Source organism: Pseudomonas guariconensis (assembly GCF_024127895.1).
GTDB lineage: Bacteria > Pseudomonadota > Gammaproteobacteria > Pseudomonadales > Pseudomonadaceae > Aquipseudomonas > Aquipseudomonas guariconensis_B.
In genome coordinates, this window is sequence record NZ_JAMYBK010000010.1 from 91,746 (window position 1) to 106,461 (window position 14,716).

Below are 14,716 nucleotides of genomic sequence, written 5' to 3' on the forward strand. Positions count from 1 at the left end.
CCGAAATCACGCCCGGGTAACGAATGGCTCCCCTGCTGCCAGGCTTGCGTGCCCTGGCCCGAGGCCAACGGGGCCATTCAAGCCTGCCCGTGGGCCTTGAGCTTGAGCTTCTCGGTATCGACGCGGACGAACACCGAGTCGGCGCTGACGGTCAGCACATCGCCGGCCCACACCTCGCAGATCACCCGGCTCTTGCGCCCTACTTCGCCTTCCACCCGTGCCTTGAGCAGCAACTCGACGCCCATGGGGGTGGGCTTGAGGTAGGTCAGGCTGAGCGTGCCGGTGACGCAATCGATGCGCGGCAGGCTGCCCGGCTCGCGGCCTTCGGCACGGTAGTGGTAGGCCATGGCGGTCCAGTTGGAATGGCAGTCGACCAGCATGGCCAGCAGGCCGCCATAGACCAGCCCAGGCCAGCCGACGAAGCTGCCGTCGGGAGCGTGACGGCACACCAGGTGGATACCGTCGGCGTCCCAATGGCTCTTGACGTGCAGGCCGCTGGGGTGGGAGCAGCCGCAGCCATAGCAGGTGCCTTCGGGGGCAGCCAGCTCCTGGATGGAAAGGGCGTGTGCGTTCATAAGCTTCCTGTGCTTGTTGGAATGGGAAGAAATGCCGTCGCCGATGGTAGCGCCCTGCCCCGCTGGCGCCAACGGAAAAGCCCTGTGGGCTGCACAGCAGCCCCGCGTCAGGCTCAGACCGCCTGGGTGGCCGCCGCCCCCGTGCGGCGCCGGGTCAGCGAGATCAGCAGGATGAACAAGGTCACCCCGGCGGTCATCAAGGTCTCGTAGCGGTACGCATCGCTGAACAGCATGTAGCCCAGGACCATGACGATGGTGCCGATCACCAACCAGGTGAGCCAGGGAAACAACCACATCTTCAGCGCCAGTTGGGTGCCATCGCGATCGGCGCGGGCACGCATGCGCAGTTGCGACACGGCGATCACCAGGTACACCAGCAAGGCGATGGCACCGGTGGTGGACAGCAAGAAGCCGAAGACCTTGCCGGGGAACACATAGTTGACGAAGCAGCCAGCGAAGCCCGCCAGGGTCGACAGGGCCACGGCGATGGTCGGCACGCCGTTGCCGGAGATACGCCGGATCATGGCCGGCGCTTCACCGCGGGCGCCCAGGGAGTAAAGCATGCGTGAGGCGGTATAGAGCCCGGAGTTCATGCAGCTGGTGACCGCCACCAGCACCACCAGGTCGACCAGCAGCTTGGCCCCCGGCACGTTGAGCACCTCCAGCACCCGCTGGAAGGAACCGACCGCCTTCAGGCCGGGGTCGTTCCAAGCCACCAGCGAGACCACCAGGAAGATCGACGCCAGGTAGAAGATGGCGATGCGGTACACCACCAGGTTGGTGGCGCGGCGGATCTTCTCCTTGGGGTTGGCAGTCTCGTCGGCGGCGATGGTGACGATCTCGGCGCCGAAGAACGAGAAGATGGTGATCAATACGCCGCCCAGGACCGTGCCGAAACCGTTGGGCATGAAGCCGCCGTTGGCCCACAGCTGGCTGACCCCGGACCTCTCGGCCAACGGCCAGACACCGAACACGGCCATGCTGCAGATGCCGATGAAGGCCAGGATGGCGACCACCTTGACCAGGGCGAACCAATACTCGAAGGCCCCGAAGTTCTTCACGCTGATCAGGTTGGTACCCGACAGCACGACCATGATCAGAAAGGCGAACAGCCAGGAGGGCACAGCCGGGAAGTAGGCGTGGAGGATGTCGGCACCGGCGATGGCCTCGACCGGGATGATCAGCACCCAGAACCACCAGTACAACCAGCCGATGGTAAAGCCCGCCCAGGGGCCGATGGCCTCGGCGGCGTAGGTGGAGAACGAGCCGCTGTTGGGGTTGGCGATGGCCATTTCGCCGAGCATGCGCATCACCAGCAGCACCAGCAGGCCGGTCATGGCATAGGAAATGAGGATGGCCGGGCCGGCGGTGGCAATGGCGTTGGAGGAGCCGATGAACAGGCCGGCGCCGATGATGCCGGCGATGGAAATCATGGAAACCTGGCGCGACGTCAGGCCGTGTTGCAGCGAACGCTGTTTCTTGTGTTGTAGCGAAGCCATGGGGAACCCTCGAATGGGTCGGCCGCCGCAAGGGGCGGCTGAAAGGTCGGAGCAGATTCTTGTAGGTTTTTGCTGCTGTTTCTTGTTGTTCTGGGGCTTCACGCTGCCCTGTAGATGCGGGTGTGCCGCGTGCCTACAAGGGAGCGGTATATCTGGAAAGTTCGACGGTCATGTTGTTTTCTCCTGCATCGAACAACGGTTGTCATCATTGATGCAGGTCAGTATTAATCTTTTAGGACGGGGTCAACAAACGACCTTTTCGAAACACATGATTCCATATCGGAATGAACTTCTTCCTTTTTTGCTCGGTAGCGCCCTTCATGTCCAAACGCCTGATGCCCTCGACCACCGCCCTGCAGTGCTTCGAAGCCGCTGCCCGCCACCTGAGCTTCACCCGTGCGGCGCAGGAACTGCACCTGACCCAGAGCGCGGTCAGCAAGCAGGTGGCGCAGCTCGAGGACATGCTTTCGCACCCGTTGTTCCAGCGCATCCGGCGGCGCCTGCACCTGACCCCGGCCGGGGCCCTGTACCTGACCGAGGTGAACAAGATCCTCACCCAGATCGACATCTCCAGCCGCTACATCCTCAGCTACGGCGACGAGACCGAGGTGCTGCGCATCGCCACCCAGCCGACCTTCGGCGCCCGCTGGCTGGTGCCCAGGCTCAAGGGGTTCGGCGAGCGTCATCCGCGCATCCACCTGGATATCCGCAACGAGCTGGAGCCTTTCGACCTGGTGCAGGCCAAGGCCGACATCGCCTTCTTCTTCGGCCAGGGCACCTGGCCCGGGGCGACCTGCATCGAGCTGTTCAGCGAGGAGGTGGTACCGGTGTGCGCGCCACAGCTGCGCCAGCAATACCGCTTCGACAGTGCCGAAGCCCTCACCGAGCATCGCCTGTTGCAGTGCGCCTCGCGGCCGGAGGCCTGGCACGAATGGTTCCTGGGCCTGGGCCTGCACAGCCAGAACAGCTACCACGGTCCCCGCTTCGACACCTTCTACCTGTGCATCCGCGCGGCCATCGCCGGTTGCGGCATCGCCCTGATCCCCCGCTACCTGGTGGCCGAGGAGCTGGCCGAAGGCAAGTTGGTGGTGGCCTGGGACCATCCGGTGCCGAGCAATGGCAAGCACTTCGTCGCCCATGCCGAGCATGCGGCCGAGGTGCCGAAAGTCCGGGCGTTCGTGCAGTGGATCCTGGAGCGGGTGGCCGAGGGGGATTGAGCTGGGGCCAGCGATGAACCTCACCACATCAAGAATCAGTGGAATGACCGTAATCGAATAATTCGTTTGCGCAATACTGTCGCGGCACGCTTCGATAATAAGAAACTTGAACAAAGAGCCGCGTGCACATGAACCCGGAAAGTATCAGTCAGTCTATCGCCATCGTTCATCCCATTACACTTTCCCATGGCCGCAATGCCGAAGTCTGGGATACCGACGGCAAGCGCTACATCGACTTCGTCGGCGGCATCGGCGTACTCAACCTGGGCCATTGCAACCCCGCCGTGGTCGAGGCGATCCAGGCCCAGGCCGCGCGCCTGACCCACTACGCCTTCAACGCCGCCCCCCATGGCCCGTACCTGGAACTGATGGAACGTCTGCGCCAGTTCGTGCCGGTCGGCTACCCACTGGCGGGCATGCTCACCAACAGCGGCGCGGAGGCGGCAGAGAACGCACTGAAGGTGGCCCGTGGCGCCACCGGCAAGCGCGCCATCGTCGCCTTCGACGGCGGCTTCCATGGCCGCACCCTGGCCACCCTGAACCTCAACGGCAAGGTCGCGCCGTACAAGCAGCGGGTCGGCGATTTGCCCGGCCCGGTCTACCACCTGCCCTACCCCAGCGCCGACACCGGGGTGACCTGCGAGCAGGCCCTCAAGGCCATGGAGCGGCTGTTCAGCGTCGAGCTGGCGGTCGAGGACGTGGCCGCCTTCATCTTCGAACCGGTGCAGGGCGAAGGCGGCTTCCTCGCCCTGGACCCGGCCTTCGCCCAGGCACTGCGGCGCTTCTGCGACGCGCATGGGATCCTGGTCATCATCGACGAGATCCAATCCGGCTTCGGCCGCACCGGCCAGCGCTTCGCCTTCCCCCGCCTGGGGATCGAGCCAGACCTGCTGTTGCTGGCCAAGAGCATCGCCGGCGGCATGCCGCTGGGCGCGGTGGTCGGTCGCAAGCACCTGATGGACGCACTGCCCAAGGGCGGCCTGGGCGGCACCTATTCGGGCAACCCGATCGCCTGCGCGGCGGCGCTGGCCAGCCTGGCGCAGATGAGCGACGCGAACATCGCCACCTGGGGCGAACGCCAGGAACAGGCGATCGTCGCGCACTACGCACGCTGGAAGGCGTGCGGATCGATGGCCGCGCTGGGTCGCCTGACCGGCACCGGGGCCATGCGCGGCATCGAGCTGGTCAATGCCGATGGCAGCCCGGCGCCGGCACTGCTGGCCAAGGTACTGGAAGCGGCACGCGGCAAGGGCCTGCTGCTGATGCCCAGCGGCAAGGCGCGGCACATCATCCGCCTGCTGGCGCCGCTGACCATCGAGCCCGAGGTGCTCGAGGAAGGCCTGGATATCCTCGGGCAGTGCCTGGCGGAGTTGGGCTGAAGCCGTTAGAGACCCAATTCCTGCGGGGTGAGCATGTCGGACTCGAAGGCGATCCAGCCGCCTTCGAGTTCGGCGTGGCCGTTGACGATCGGGCCGTAGTAGGTCAGGCCGTTCTCCAGGGTCACGCAGATGTGAGTGGCATTGTCGGGCGCCGCCAGGGTGCCGACGAAGTGCACCTTCTTGAGCGTTTCGCTCACCGCTTCCAGGCCCACGCGCACGGCCGGGTTCTCGACCGCCTCGGCCTCGCCTCCGCGGGTTTCGCTGCTGACGGTCACGGTGGCGATATAGGGGTACTTGCTCAATCGGGTTGCCTCATCGAAAAGGGGGCGCCTGGGCACCGGGATGCGTAGGGTACGGCAGCGGCCAGCCGTTGTCTCTACCGGCTTCTTCGCGGGCAAGCCCGCTCCCACACGGCCCTGCAAGCCGCATCATTCGTGGTGGCCACCGCACCTTGTGGGAGCGGGCTTGCCCGCGAATGGGCCGGTACTACCGACGATCATCGCGCCTGCCCGTCACATGGTCTCCCGCGCCCCGATCTGTTAGGGTGCCTGCCGATGCACGCCACACCACACGAGGATCCCGAGTGAGCGCCGAAGAACCCCTGATCGCCGACCTGTTCGAGGTCGACAAACGCCTGTCCCTCAAGCCCGTCGTGGACTTCAACGCCTACCTGCGCAACGCCTTCGGCGACGGCCCCTGCCGCTGTCACCGCTGTGGCGAGACTGGGGGCGACGAAAGCGGCTACAGCCACCGCCATACCTTCGAACTGGACGGCCGCCCGCTGCACCGCCGCTTCGCCAACACCGCCGCCAGCGACGTACTGCTGGCCCTGAAGAAGGCCTGGCTGTCGTACACCAAGCGCGAGTTGCCCCTGGCCGGCGAACTGGACCTGGCCACCGTCAAGTCCTTCACCGAGGCGGCCCTGCATGAACGCCTGCTGGCCCTGCTGCCGGCCAGCGGCCTGGCCCGCGAGGCCGACGGCCACTGGCAACTGCAGGCCCTGGCCGACTGAGTCAAGCGCGCCCGCCCGGCGGAACGGCAGGATTCTCCCGGTCTGCTACCTTGGGAGAATCCGCTCACCCGCAGGTGACTGACCATGGCCCGCACAACCCCCATCGAGCTGTACCGCAACATCGGCATCGTCGCCCACGTCGATGCCGGCAAGACCACCACCACCGAACGCATCCTGTTCTACACCGGGGTCAACCACAAGATGGGCGAGGTGCATGATGGCGCCGCCACCATGGACTGGATGGCCCAGGAGCAGGAGCGCGGCATCACCATCACCTCGGCGGCCACCACGGCGTTCTGGCAGGGCTCGGCCAAGCAGTTCGCCGACAGGTACCGCTTCAATATCATCGACACCCCCGGCCACGTCGATTTCACCATCGAGGTGGAGCGCTCGCTGCGCGTGCTCGACGGCGCGGTGGTGGTGTTCAGCGGCGCCGACGGGGTCGAGCCGCAATCCGAGACGGTCTGGCGCCAGGCCAACAAGTACCACGTGCCGCGCCTGGCCTACATCAACAAGATGGACCGCCAGGGCGCCGACTTCCTGCGCGTGGTCCGCCAGATCGACCAGCGCCTGGGCCACCATCCGGTGCCGATCCAGCTGGCCATCGGCAGCGAGGAGCACTTCGCCGGGCAGATCGACCTGGTGAAGATGAAGGCCATCTACTGGAACGACGCCGACCAGGGCACCAGCTACCGCGAGGAAGAGATCCCTGACGAGCTGCGCGCCCTGGCCGAGGAGTGGCGCGCGCACATGGTCGAGGCCGCTGCCGAGGCCAACGACGAGCTGACGGTGAAGTTCCTCGAAGGCGAGGAGCTGAGCATCGAGGAGATCAAGGCCGGCCTGCGCCAGCGCACCCTGGCCAACGAGATCGTGCCGACCATCCTCGGTTCGTCGTTCAAGAACAAGGGCGTGCCGCTGATGCTCGACGCGGTGATCGACTACCTGCCCGCCCCCACCGAGATCCCGGCGATCAAAGGGGTCGACCCGGACGACGAGAACAAGCACCTGGAACGTCATGCCGACGACAACGAGCCGTTCTCGGCGCTGGCCTTCAAGATCGCCACCGACCCCTTCGTCGGCACCCTGACCTTCGCCCGGGTCTACTCCGGCGTGCTCAGCTCCGGCGATGCGGTGCTCAACTCGGTCAAGGGCAAGAAGGAACGGGTCGGGCGCATGGTGCAGATGCACGCCAACCAGCGCGCCGAGATCAAGAACGTCTGCGCCGGCGACATCGCGGCCCTGATCGGCATGAAGGATGTCACCACCGGCGATACCCTGTGCGACATGAACAAGCCGATCATCCTCGAACGCATGGACTTCCCCGACCCGGTGATTTCCGTGGCGGTGGAGCCCAAGACCAAGGCCGACCAGGAGAAGATGGGCATCGCTCTGGGCAAGCTCGCCCAGGAAGACCCGTCGTTCCGCGTCAAGACCGACGAGGAGACCGGCCAGACGATCATTTCCGGCATGGGCGAGCTGCACTTGGACATCATCGTCGACCGCATGCGCCGCGAGTTCAATGTCGAGGCCAATATCGGCAAGCCCCAGGTGGCCTACCGCGAGAAGATCCGCAACACCTGCGAGATCGAGGGCCGCTTCGTCCGCCAGTCCGGCGGGCGTGGCCAGTATGGCCATTGCTGGATCCGTTTCGCCCCTGGCGAGGAAGGCAAGGAGGGCCTGGAGTTCGTCAACGAGATCGTCGGCGGCGTGGTACCGCGCGAGTACATCCCGGCGATCCAGAAGGGCATCGAGGAACAGATGCAGAACGGCGTGCTGGCCGGCTACCCGCTGATCGGCCTGAAGGCGGCGGTGTACGACGGCTCCTACCACGACGTCGACTCCAACGAGATGGCCTACAAGATCGCGGCGTCCATGGCCACCAAGCAGCTGGCGCAGAAAGGCGGTGCGGTGCTGCTGGAGCCGGTGATGAAGGTCGAGGTGGTCACCCCCGAAGAGTACCTGGGCGACATCATGGGCGACCTGAGCCGCCGGCGCGGCATGATCCAGGGCTCGGAGGACAGCCCTGCCGGCAAGGTGATCCGCGCCGAGGTGCCGTTGGGCGAGATGTTCGGCTACTCCACCGACATGCGCTCGATGACCCAGGGGCGGGCCAGCTACTCGATGGAGTTCACCAAATATGCCGAGGCGCCGGCGAGCATCGCCGAGGCGATCGTCAAGAAGAGTCGCGGAGAGTGAGCCTGTAGGGCTGTGGCGCCTTTGGGGCTGCTTCGCAGCCCATCGCCGGCAAGCCGGCTCCCACAGGGTTCGAGTCGACCGTAAATGATGTGGTTTGCTCAGGACCGTCGCTGGCCCTTTCGCCCTCTGTGCAGTTGCTCTTGAGGCCGGCGCCAAGCTGTGGGAGCCGGCTTGCCGGCGATGGGGCGCGAAGCGGCCCCTGAAACGTCAGTGCTGCTCCCCTGCCCGCCTGAGCAACGTCCGGCAGCGCTCCGACAGGTGCACTACCCGCAGGTGCTTGCCCGCCTTGGCATAGCGCTCGCGCAGGGTCTTCAGTGCAGCGATCGCCGAGTAGTCGACGACACTCAGGTGCTTGCAATCCAGGGTCACGCTGGCCGGGTCCCCCGCCGGATCGAACTGGTTGAGAAACGGCGTGGTCGAGGCGAAGAACAGCGTGCCGTGCACCTGGTAGACCTTGCCGCCCTCACCGTCCTCGTGGCTTTCGGCATACAGCTCGCGGGCATGTTGCCAGGCGAAGTTGACCGCGGCGATGACGATACCGAACAGCACGGCGGTGGCCAGGTCGGTGAACACCGTGACCACGGTCACCGCGACGATCGCCAGCACGTCGCTCGCCGGCACCTTGTGCAGCACCCGCAGCGAGGCCCAGGCGAAGGTCTGCTGGGCCACCACGAACATCACGCCCACCAGCGCCGCCAGCGGAATACGCTCGATCAGCGGCGACAGGAACAACACGAACAGCAGGATCATCACCCCGGCCACCACGCCCGACAGCCGGCCACGGCCATTGGAACTCAGGTTGATCATGGTCTGCCCGATCATCGCGCAGCCGCCCATGCCGCCGCACAGGCCCGAGACCATGTTCGCCGCACCCAGCGCCACGCACTCGCGGTCGGGGTAGCCACGGCTCTCGGTGACCTCGTCGGTGAGGTTGAGGGTCAGCAGGGTTTCCAGCAGACCAACCATGGCCATCAGCAGGGCGTAGGGAGCGATGATCCTGAGGGTCTCCAGGTTCCACGGCACGTCCGGCAATGCCAACTGCGGCAGGCCACCGGCGATATGCGCCATGTCGCCGAGGGTGCGGGTCGGCAGGCCGAGCAGATAGACCAGCAGGCCCACGCCGAGGATGGCGATCAGCGCCGGCGGGACGGCGCGAGTCAGCTTCGGCAGGACGTAGACCACCAGCATGGTCAAGGCCACCAGGCCGATCATCAGGTACAAAGGCGTGCCACTGAGCCATTGCTCGCCCTGCTTGAAGTGCTCCAACTGGGCCAGGGCGATGACGATGGCCAGGCCGTTGACGAAGCCGAGCATCACCGGGTACGGCACCAGACGCACCAACTTGCCCAGGCGCAGCGCACCGAACAGGATCATCAGCCCCCCGCCCAACAGCACCGTGGCCAGCAGGTACTGGGCGCCGTGCTGCACCACCAGGGCGACGATCACCACCGCCATGGAGCCAGCAGCGCCGGAGATCATGCCGGGGCGGCCGCCGAACAGGGCGGTCAGGGTGCAGATGATGAAGGCACCGTACAGGCCCATGAGCGGGTTCAGGTGCGCCACCAAGGCAAAGGCGATGCACTCGGGCACCAGGGCGAAGGAGGTGGTGAGGCCGGCGAGCACGTCGGCACGGAGTCTGGCGGGTTTCATGGGTATCCTGTGGTATGGCGAACGCAAACGCGGCCCATTCCAGTCCAGGAGTCGGGCCCGCTGCCCAAGCGAGAAAATCGCGGGTCGGGATGTTACGGAATTTGTCCGACAGCGGCCACCGCAACACCACTCAACGCACCCGTTCGCGGCTCTGCACCGCCAGATCCAGGGCGCGCTGCATGTCCAGCCGCGCCGAACGACCCAGGTCGGGGTGGTTGAGCCGGCCATTGCGCTCCGAAGGCAAGATCGGCGCGGTCAGGTCTTCGGCATCCATGGCTTCGAAATCCTGATCCGTTCCCAGGGTCAGGGCACTGCGTCGCAGCAACATGCGTAGTTGCTCCGGCGTCAGGTCCGGGTTGATCGACAGCATCGCCGCCACCGTGGCCGTCACCAGCGGCGTGGCGTAGGAGGTGCCGCAATGGGCCTTGCGCGCCTGCGCCGCACGCAGGCAGGCAGCGGCGCTGACATCCACGCGCATGTCGATATTGGAGCTGCGGCGCTTGCGCACATGGGCAGGATCCTCGACCGGGACGTCCTGGTCGCTGCGCTGGTGACCGCCGACCACCAGCAACTGCTCGGTGATGAACGACGACGGCAGGCGGTACTCGTCGGTACCGGACCACGAGGCGCCGTTGCCCGCCGAGTTGACCACCACCACGTCCGGGTGGCGGGCGCGCAGCCAGAGAAAGAACTCTTCCAGCAGCTCCTCGTAGCCACTCATGGCCAGCCCTGAGCGCACCAGCGAATCCACCTCGTCGCCCGCGACATCCTTCGTGCCGACCCGGTGGATGCCCCAACTCCAGTTCAGCACCCGGGCACCATCCTCCACCAGGTTGACCGAGGCGGCGATGTTGGCCGTGACGCCTGCGTCCGCGTTGCGCTCGACGATTACCTCGAACCCTGGGCTAGGCTTGCCGAGGCCGGGCAGGAAGCCACCCTGCACGCCTTCGCCCTGGGCGGCGAGGATGCCGGCGACATGGCTGCCATGGCTTTCGGCGCGCTCGCCATCGCGCGCGTAGAGGCAGGTCCGCCCTGGCGCGCAGGGGCCGCGGTAGCCGGCGAAGGCCGGCGCGTCGAAATCCACCTCGCGCTCGATCACGCCAATGCGTACGGGCTTGACCGGCAGCGACGCCGCGGGAACTCGCCGCTGGTAGTAATAGAGTGCATCCATGAATCGGTTGGCTGCCCACTCGTCCGCCTGGCTGAGCGCCCCGGCGCTGCGCCCGCCACCCTCCTCGCCCCGCTCAGGGGCGGACTCCTCGATGATCACGGCATCGACACTGGTTTCGCTGCCCATGCGCAGGATCATGGCATCGCGCTGCACCAGGTCGCGCACCGGCAAACGCAGCTGGTAGACGTTCAGCGGGGGAATGGCACCCACCACCTGGGCACCGTACTTGTCGGCGATACGCCGGGCCTGCCGCTCGCCATCGTGCTTTTCCTCGATCAGCAGGCTGACCAGGTCGAGGTAGGTGGTCAGGCCGTCCATGTTCTTCGCCACTTCGTGCGGGCCGGCAGCGACCACATGGCTGCGCTGGCGAGTGAGCCAGACGGGGTTGCTTTTCTGGCCGGCGGATTCGATCCAGAGCGGAGCACTGCGCTGCCGGGAGGCGTCGAGTTTCAGTTTCAGCATGTCGCCCTGGCGCTCGATGCTCGCACCAGGCAGTTGCGTATCGCCGAGCCAGACCGCCGGCGTGCCCGGCCCCAGGCCTTGGGTGCGCAGGCACCACAGTTGCGGGCCTGTGCCCAGCAAATCGTCACAGCGTTGCAGGTGCTTGATGCGCAACGTGTCCTGCGCCGCCAGGGCGGCGGCCATGAACAGGCAGGGCAGCAAGGTGAAAGCGCACTTCATGCAGGCGGTCCCGTGGTCTTCTTTTGCTGCGACTGCCAGGTGAGCGCAAAGGTTCATAGCGCCTCGCAGGCAACCAAAATCAAGCAAAACCACCCTGCCCTGTGATCCACACCCGGCACACCCTCGACAAATTTGCCATCATGATCATTCCACCTGCGGAGATCATGGACATGCCGCTACGCCCCCTCATCGCTTCCCTGCTGCTGGCCGCCAGCCTCGCCGCCCAGGCCGCCACCGAGGTGCTGGCGCTGCAGCACCGCACCAGCGCCGAACTGTTGCCCACCGTCCAGTCCTTCCTGGGCAAGGACGGCAGCGTCAGCGCCTTCGAGAACAAGCTGATCGTCAATGCCAGCCCCGAGCGCATCGACGACCTGCGCGCCCTGCTGCAACAACTCGACACCGCCCCCAAGCGCCTGTTGATCAGCGTCGACAACAACGACAGCAATTTCCAGGACAACCGCGGCAACGCGCGGATCATCCGCTACGGCACCGCCAATCGCGACGGCGGCCTACAGCAGATCCAGGCCAGCGAGGGTGTGCCCGCGTTGATCCAGGTGGGCCAGAGCATCCCCATCACCAGCACCCATACCGATGGTTACGGACGCATCCAGAGCGATACCGAATACCGTAATGTCACCCAGGGTTTCTACGTCACCCCGAACCTGAGCGGAGATACGGTTCGTCTGCAAATAAGCAGCAATAACGACAGGATCAGCAGCGAACGTCAGGATGTAGTAAAAGTCCAGAGCACCGACACGACGGTCACCGGCAAGCTCGGCGAGTGGATCCCCCTGGCGGGGTACAACCAGCAGAGCCAGGCCGAACGTAACGCCTCGAGCCTCAGCTACAGCACGCAGCGCGGTGAAAACATGACACTGCGCGTCAAAGTCGACCTTCTGGAGTGATCCCAGGCAATTCAAGGCCTCGACCCAAGGCCTTGAAACTGACCAGAGAGTCGTATTAGACCAAGGATGTAGTAATAGAAAAAAACCACTACAAAACATTTGACAGGCACTTTTTCCCAAGGGCATGATGGCCTCGCTCCCGCTAATCAGAGGCCCTGGCAAGGGCCTTCGAGATGCGCTCCTCCCACCCCTGGGGGCGTCTCGTGTCCATACGGCCCACAAGGCGGTTCGACGGGATTGCGACTGCAACGAAGAAGTTGTCCCGAGGGACGGAAGCGCATCACCGCAGTACCCGGCAGTCCTGTCGCCATACAGCGAGGCAACCACGAGCCGACCTGTCGCCACACCTCGCCCGGCCTGCACACCCCTTCCCCTTCGAGCCTCCCCGTTCGCAGTCGCCCTTCCGCCGAGCAAGGCCGCCAAGCCTCCGATCCGCGCCGAGCACAAGCACTTACTTCACCAAGACTGATGCGACGAGGTTTTATTTCCATGGCACTGACACGCGAACAGCAAATTGCAGCCCTTGAGAAAGACTGGGCCGAGAACCCGCGCTGGAAAGGCGTGACCCGTACCTACACCGCCGCCGATGTCGTGCGTCTGCGTGGTTCCCTGCAGCCGGAGCACACCCTGGCCCGCCTGGGTGCAGAAAAACTGTGGAAGCTGGTCACCGAAGGTGCCCACCCGTCCTTCCGCCCCGAGAAAGATTTCGTCAACTGCATGGGCGCCCTGACCGGCGGCCAGGCAGTCCAGCAGGTGAAGGCCGGCATCCAGGCCATCTACCTGTCCGGTTGGCAGGTGGCCGCCGACAACAACTCGGCCGAGTCCATGTACCCTGACCAGTCGCTGTATCCGGTCGACTCGGTCCCCACCGTGGTCAAGCGTATCAACAACGCCTTCCGACGCGCCGACCAGATCCAGTGGAAAGCCGGCAAGAACCCGGGCGACGATGGCTACGTCGACTACTTCGCACCGATCGTGGCTGACGCCGAGGCCGGTTTCGGCGGCGTGCTGAACGCCTACGAGCTGATGAAGAACATGATCGAAGCAGGCGCCGCCGGCGTGCACTTCGAAGACCAGCTGGCCTCGGTGAAAAAATGCGGTCACATGGGCGGCAAGGTCCTGGTGCCGACCCAGGAAGCCGTGCAGAAACTGGTCGCCGCTCGCCTGGCTGCAGACGTCGCCGGCGTGCCGACCATCATCCTGGCCCGCACCGACGCCAACGCCGCCGACCTGCTGACCAGCGACTGCGACCCGTACGACCAGCCGTTCGTGGTTGGCGAGCGCACCCGTGAAGGCTTCTACAAGGTACGCGCCGGCCTCGACCAGGCCATTTCCCGCGGCCTGGCCTACGCCCCGTACGCCGACCTGATCTGGTGCGAAACCGCCAAGCCGGACCTGGAGGAAGCTCGTCGCTTCGCCGAGGCGATCAAGAAGGAGTACCCGGACCAGATCCTGTCGTACAACTGCTCGCCGTCCTTCAACTGGAAGAAGAACCTGGACGACGCCACCATCGCCAAGTTCCAGCGCGAGCTGTCGGCCATGGGCTACAAGCACCAGTTCATCACCCTGGCGGGCATCCACAACATGTGGCACGGCATGTTCAACCTGGCGCACGACTACGCCCGCAACGACATGACCGCCTACGTGAAGCTGCAGGAGCAGGAATTCGCCGACGCCAGCAAGGGTTACACCTTCGTGGCGCACCAACAGGAAGTCGGCACCGGCTACTTCGACGACATGACCACCGTGATCCAGGGTGGTGCTTCGTCGGTGACGGCACTGACCGGCTCGACCGAGGAAGAGCAGTTCCACTGATAGTGGGTTGCTGTTGAACAAAGGCCCGGGGCTTGTGAAAGCCTTGGGCCTTTCATTTTGTCTGCACCGGCCCTTTCGCGGGTAGCTTACCCGCGAAAGGGCCGGGACAGGCCAGTGCAAAAACCAGGGTCAGACCTACTTGAGGCCACCCAACAGCGATGACGTAGGTCTTAAATGCAGACGCTCCATGAAAACGCCGAGGAAACTCTAAGCCCGGAATCCACCGTCTATTGGCACCGCCACGCCAGTCACGAAAGAAGCTGCTTCGGAGCTAAGCCAGTACACAAGCTCAGCGACTTCATGGGCCTCACAAACTCTCGCCATAGGCTGCGAGGCGCGTACCGCATCAAACTTGTTCCCCAACACCTGTTCTGCCAATGGTGTTGACACAAAGCCCGGACAGACAGCATTGGCCCGCACGCCATAAGGGGCATACTCCTTCGCAACCGCTCTAGTCATACCAACTAACGCGTGCTTGCTGGCGGTGTATACAGAACCACCTGTCACACTGGCATTCAACCCCGCTAGCGAGGCGACATCGTGGGGCTGCTGCACAGCCCCGAACAGCAGTTGAGCGGCCTTGCCTGACCCGCATTGGAGAACACCTGCTACAAGT

Annotated in this window: 12 protein-coding genes; 6 read left to right on the forward strand and 6 right to left on the reverse strand. The window is 65.0% G+C overall.

Annotation, left to right across the window (positions count from 1 at the left end; all coding sequences use genetic code 11):
• Positions 1 to 77 precede the first annotated feature (77 nt).
• The gene (locus tag NJF35_RS13170) at positions 78 to 575 is read right to left on the reverse strand and encodes a PaaI family thioesterase (protein ID WP_225788436.1); all 498 of its coding nucleotides are present in this window, start codon (positions 573 to 575) and stop codon (positions 78 to 80) included.
• 113 nt (positions 576 to 688) lie between these two features.
• The gene (locus NJF35_RS13175; protein ID WP_225788437.1) at positions 689 to 2,074 is read right to left on the reverse strand and encodes an amino acid permease; all 1,386 of its coding nucleotides are present in this window, start codon (positions 2,072 to 2,074) and stop codon (positions 689 to 691) included.
• A 320-nt stretch (positions 2,075 to 2,394) separates the two neighbouring features.
• Here NJF35_RS13175 and gcvA point away from each other — a divergent pair, with 320 nt between their 5' ends.
• Positions 2,395 to 3,291 (forward strand): transcriptional regulator GcvA, encoded by an 897-nt coding sequence (gcvA, locus tag NJF35_RS13180; RefSeq protein ID WP_225788438.1) that lies wholly within the window; start codon positions 2,395 to 2,397, stop codon positions 3,289 to 3,291.
• A 128-nt stretch (positions 3,292 to 3,419) separates the two neighbouring features.
• Entirely contained in the window at positions 3,420 to 4,670 is a 1,251-nt protein-coding gene (locus NJF35_RS13185) for an aspartate aminotransferase family protein (protein WP_253091164.1), read from the forward strand.
• Positions 4,671 to 4,675: 5 nt separating this feature from the next.
• Here NJF35_RS13185 and NJF35_RS13190 read toward each other — a convergent pair whose 3' ends face one another.
• Positions 4,676 to 4,972, reverse strand: coding sequence for a hypothetical protein (locus tag NJF35_RS13190; protein WP_225788440.1), 297 nt, complete (start codon positions 4,970 to 4,972; stop codon positions 4,676 to 4,678).
• A 281-nt stretch (positions 4,973 to 5,253) separates the two neighbouring features.
• Between NJF35_RS13190 and NJF35_RS13195 the strand changes: the two genes are divergently transcribed.
• Positions 5,254 to 5,682: a hypothetical protein gene (locus tag NJF35_RS13195; protein ID WP_225788441.1), complete on the forward strand. Its 429-nt coding sequence runs from the start codon at positions 5,254 to 5,256 to the stop codon at positions 5,680 to 5,682.
• A gap of 84 nt (positions 5,683 to 5,766) precedes the next feature.
• Positions 5,767 to 7,878: an elongation factor G gene (gene fusA, locus NJF35_RS13200; RefSeq protein ID WP_225788442.1), complete on the forward strand. Its 2,112-nt coding sequence runs from the start codon at positions 5,767 to 5,769 to the stop codon at positions 7,876 to 7,878.
• Between the two features lie 207 nt (positions 7,879 to 8,085).
• On the opposite strand, the gene NJF35_RS13205 is transcribed toward fusA, so the two are convergent.
• Complete coding sequence (locus NJF35_RS13205) at positions 8,086 to 9,528, reverse strand: SulP family inorganic anion transporter (RefSeq protein WP_225788443.1); 1,443 nt, start codon at positions 9,526 to 9,528, stop codon at positions 8,086 to 8,088.
• A 130-nt stretch (positions 9,529 to 9,658) separates the two neighbouring features.
• Entirely contained in the window at positions 9,659 to 11,380 is a 1,722-nt protein-coding gene (locus tag NJF35_RS13210; protein WP_253091165.1) for a S8/S53 family peptidase, read from the reverse strand.
• A gap of 140 nt (positions 11,381 to 11,520) precedes the next feature.
• On the opposite strand from NJF35_RS13210, the gene NJF35_RS13215 reads away from it, so the two are divergent.
• Both NJF35_RS13215 and aceA read left to right on the forward strand, forming a co-directional pair.
• A complete protein-coding gene (locus NJF35_RS13215) occupies positions 11,521 to 12,285 on the forward strand; it encodes a secretin N-terminal domain-containing protein (protein ID WP_253081363.1) in 765 nt (254 codons plus the stop codon).
• A 489-nt stretch (positions 12,286 to 12,774) separates the two neighbouring features.
• Positions 12,775 to 14,100 carry an isocitrate lyase gene (gene aceA, locus NJF35_RS13220; RefSeq protein ID WP_225788446.1) on the forward strand — a complete coding sequence of 442 codons (1,326 nt, stop codon included), beginning with the start codon at positions 12,775 to 12,777 and terminating at the stop codon, positions 14,098 to 14,100.
• A gap of 207 nt (positions 14,101 to 14,307) precedes the next feature.
• On the opposite strand, the gene NJF35_RS24885 is transcribed toward aceA, so the two are convergent.
• A complete protein-coding gene (locus NJF35_RS24885; protein ID WP_225788447.1) occupies positions 14,308 to 14,655 on the reverse strand; it encodes an SDR family NAD(P)-dependent oxidoreductase in 348 nt (115 codons plus the stop codon).
• Positions 14,656 to 14,716 lie beyond the last annotated feature (61 nt).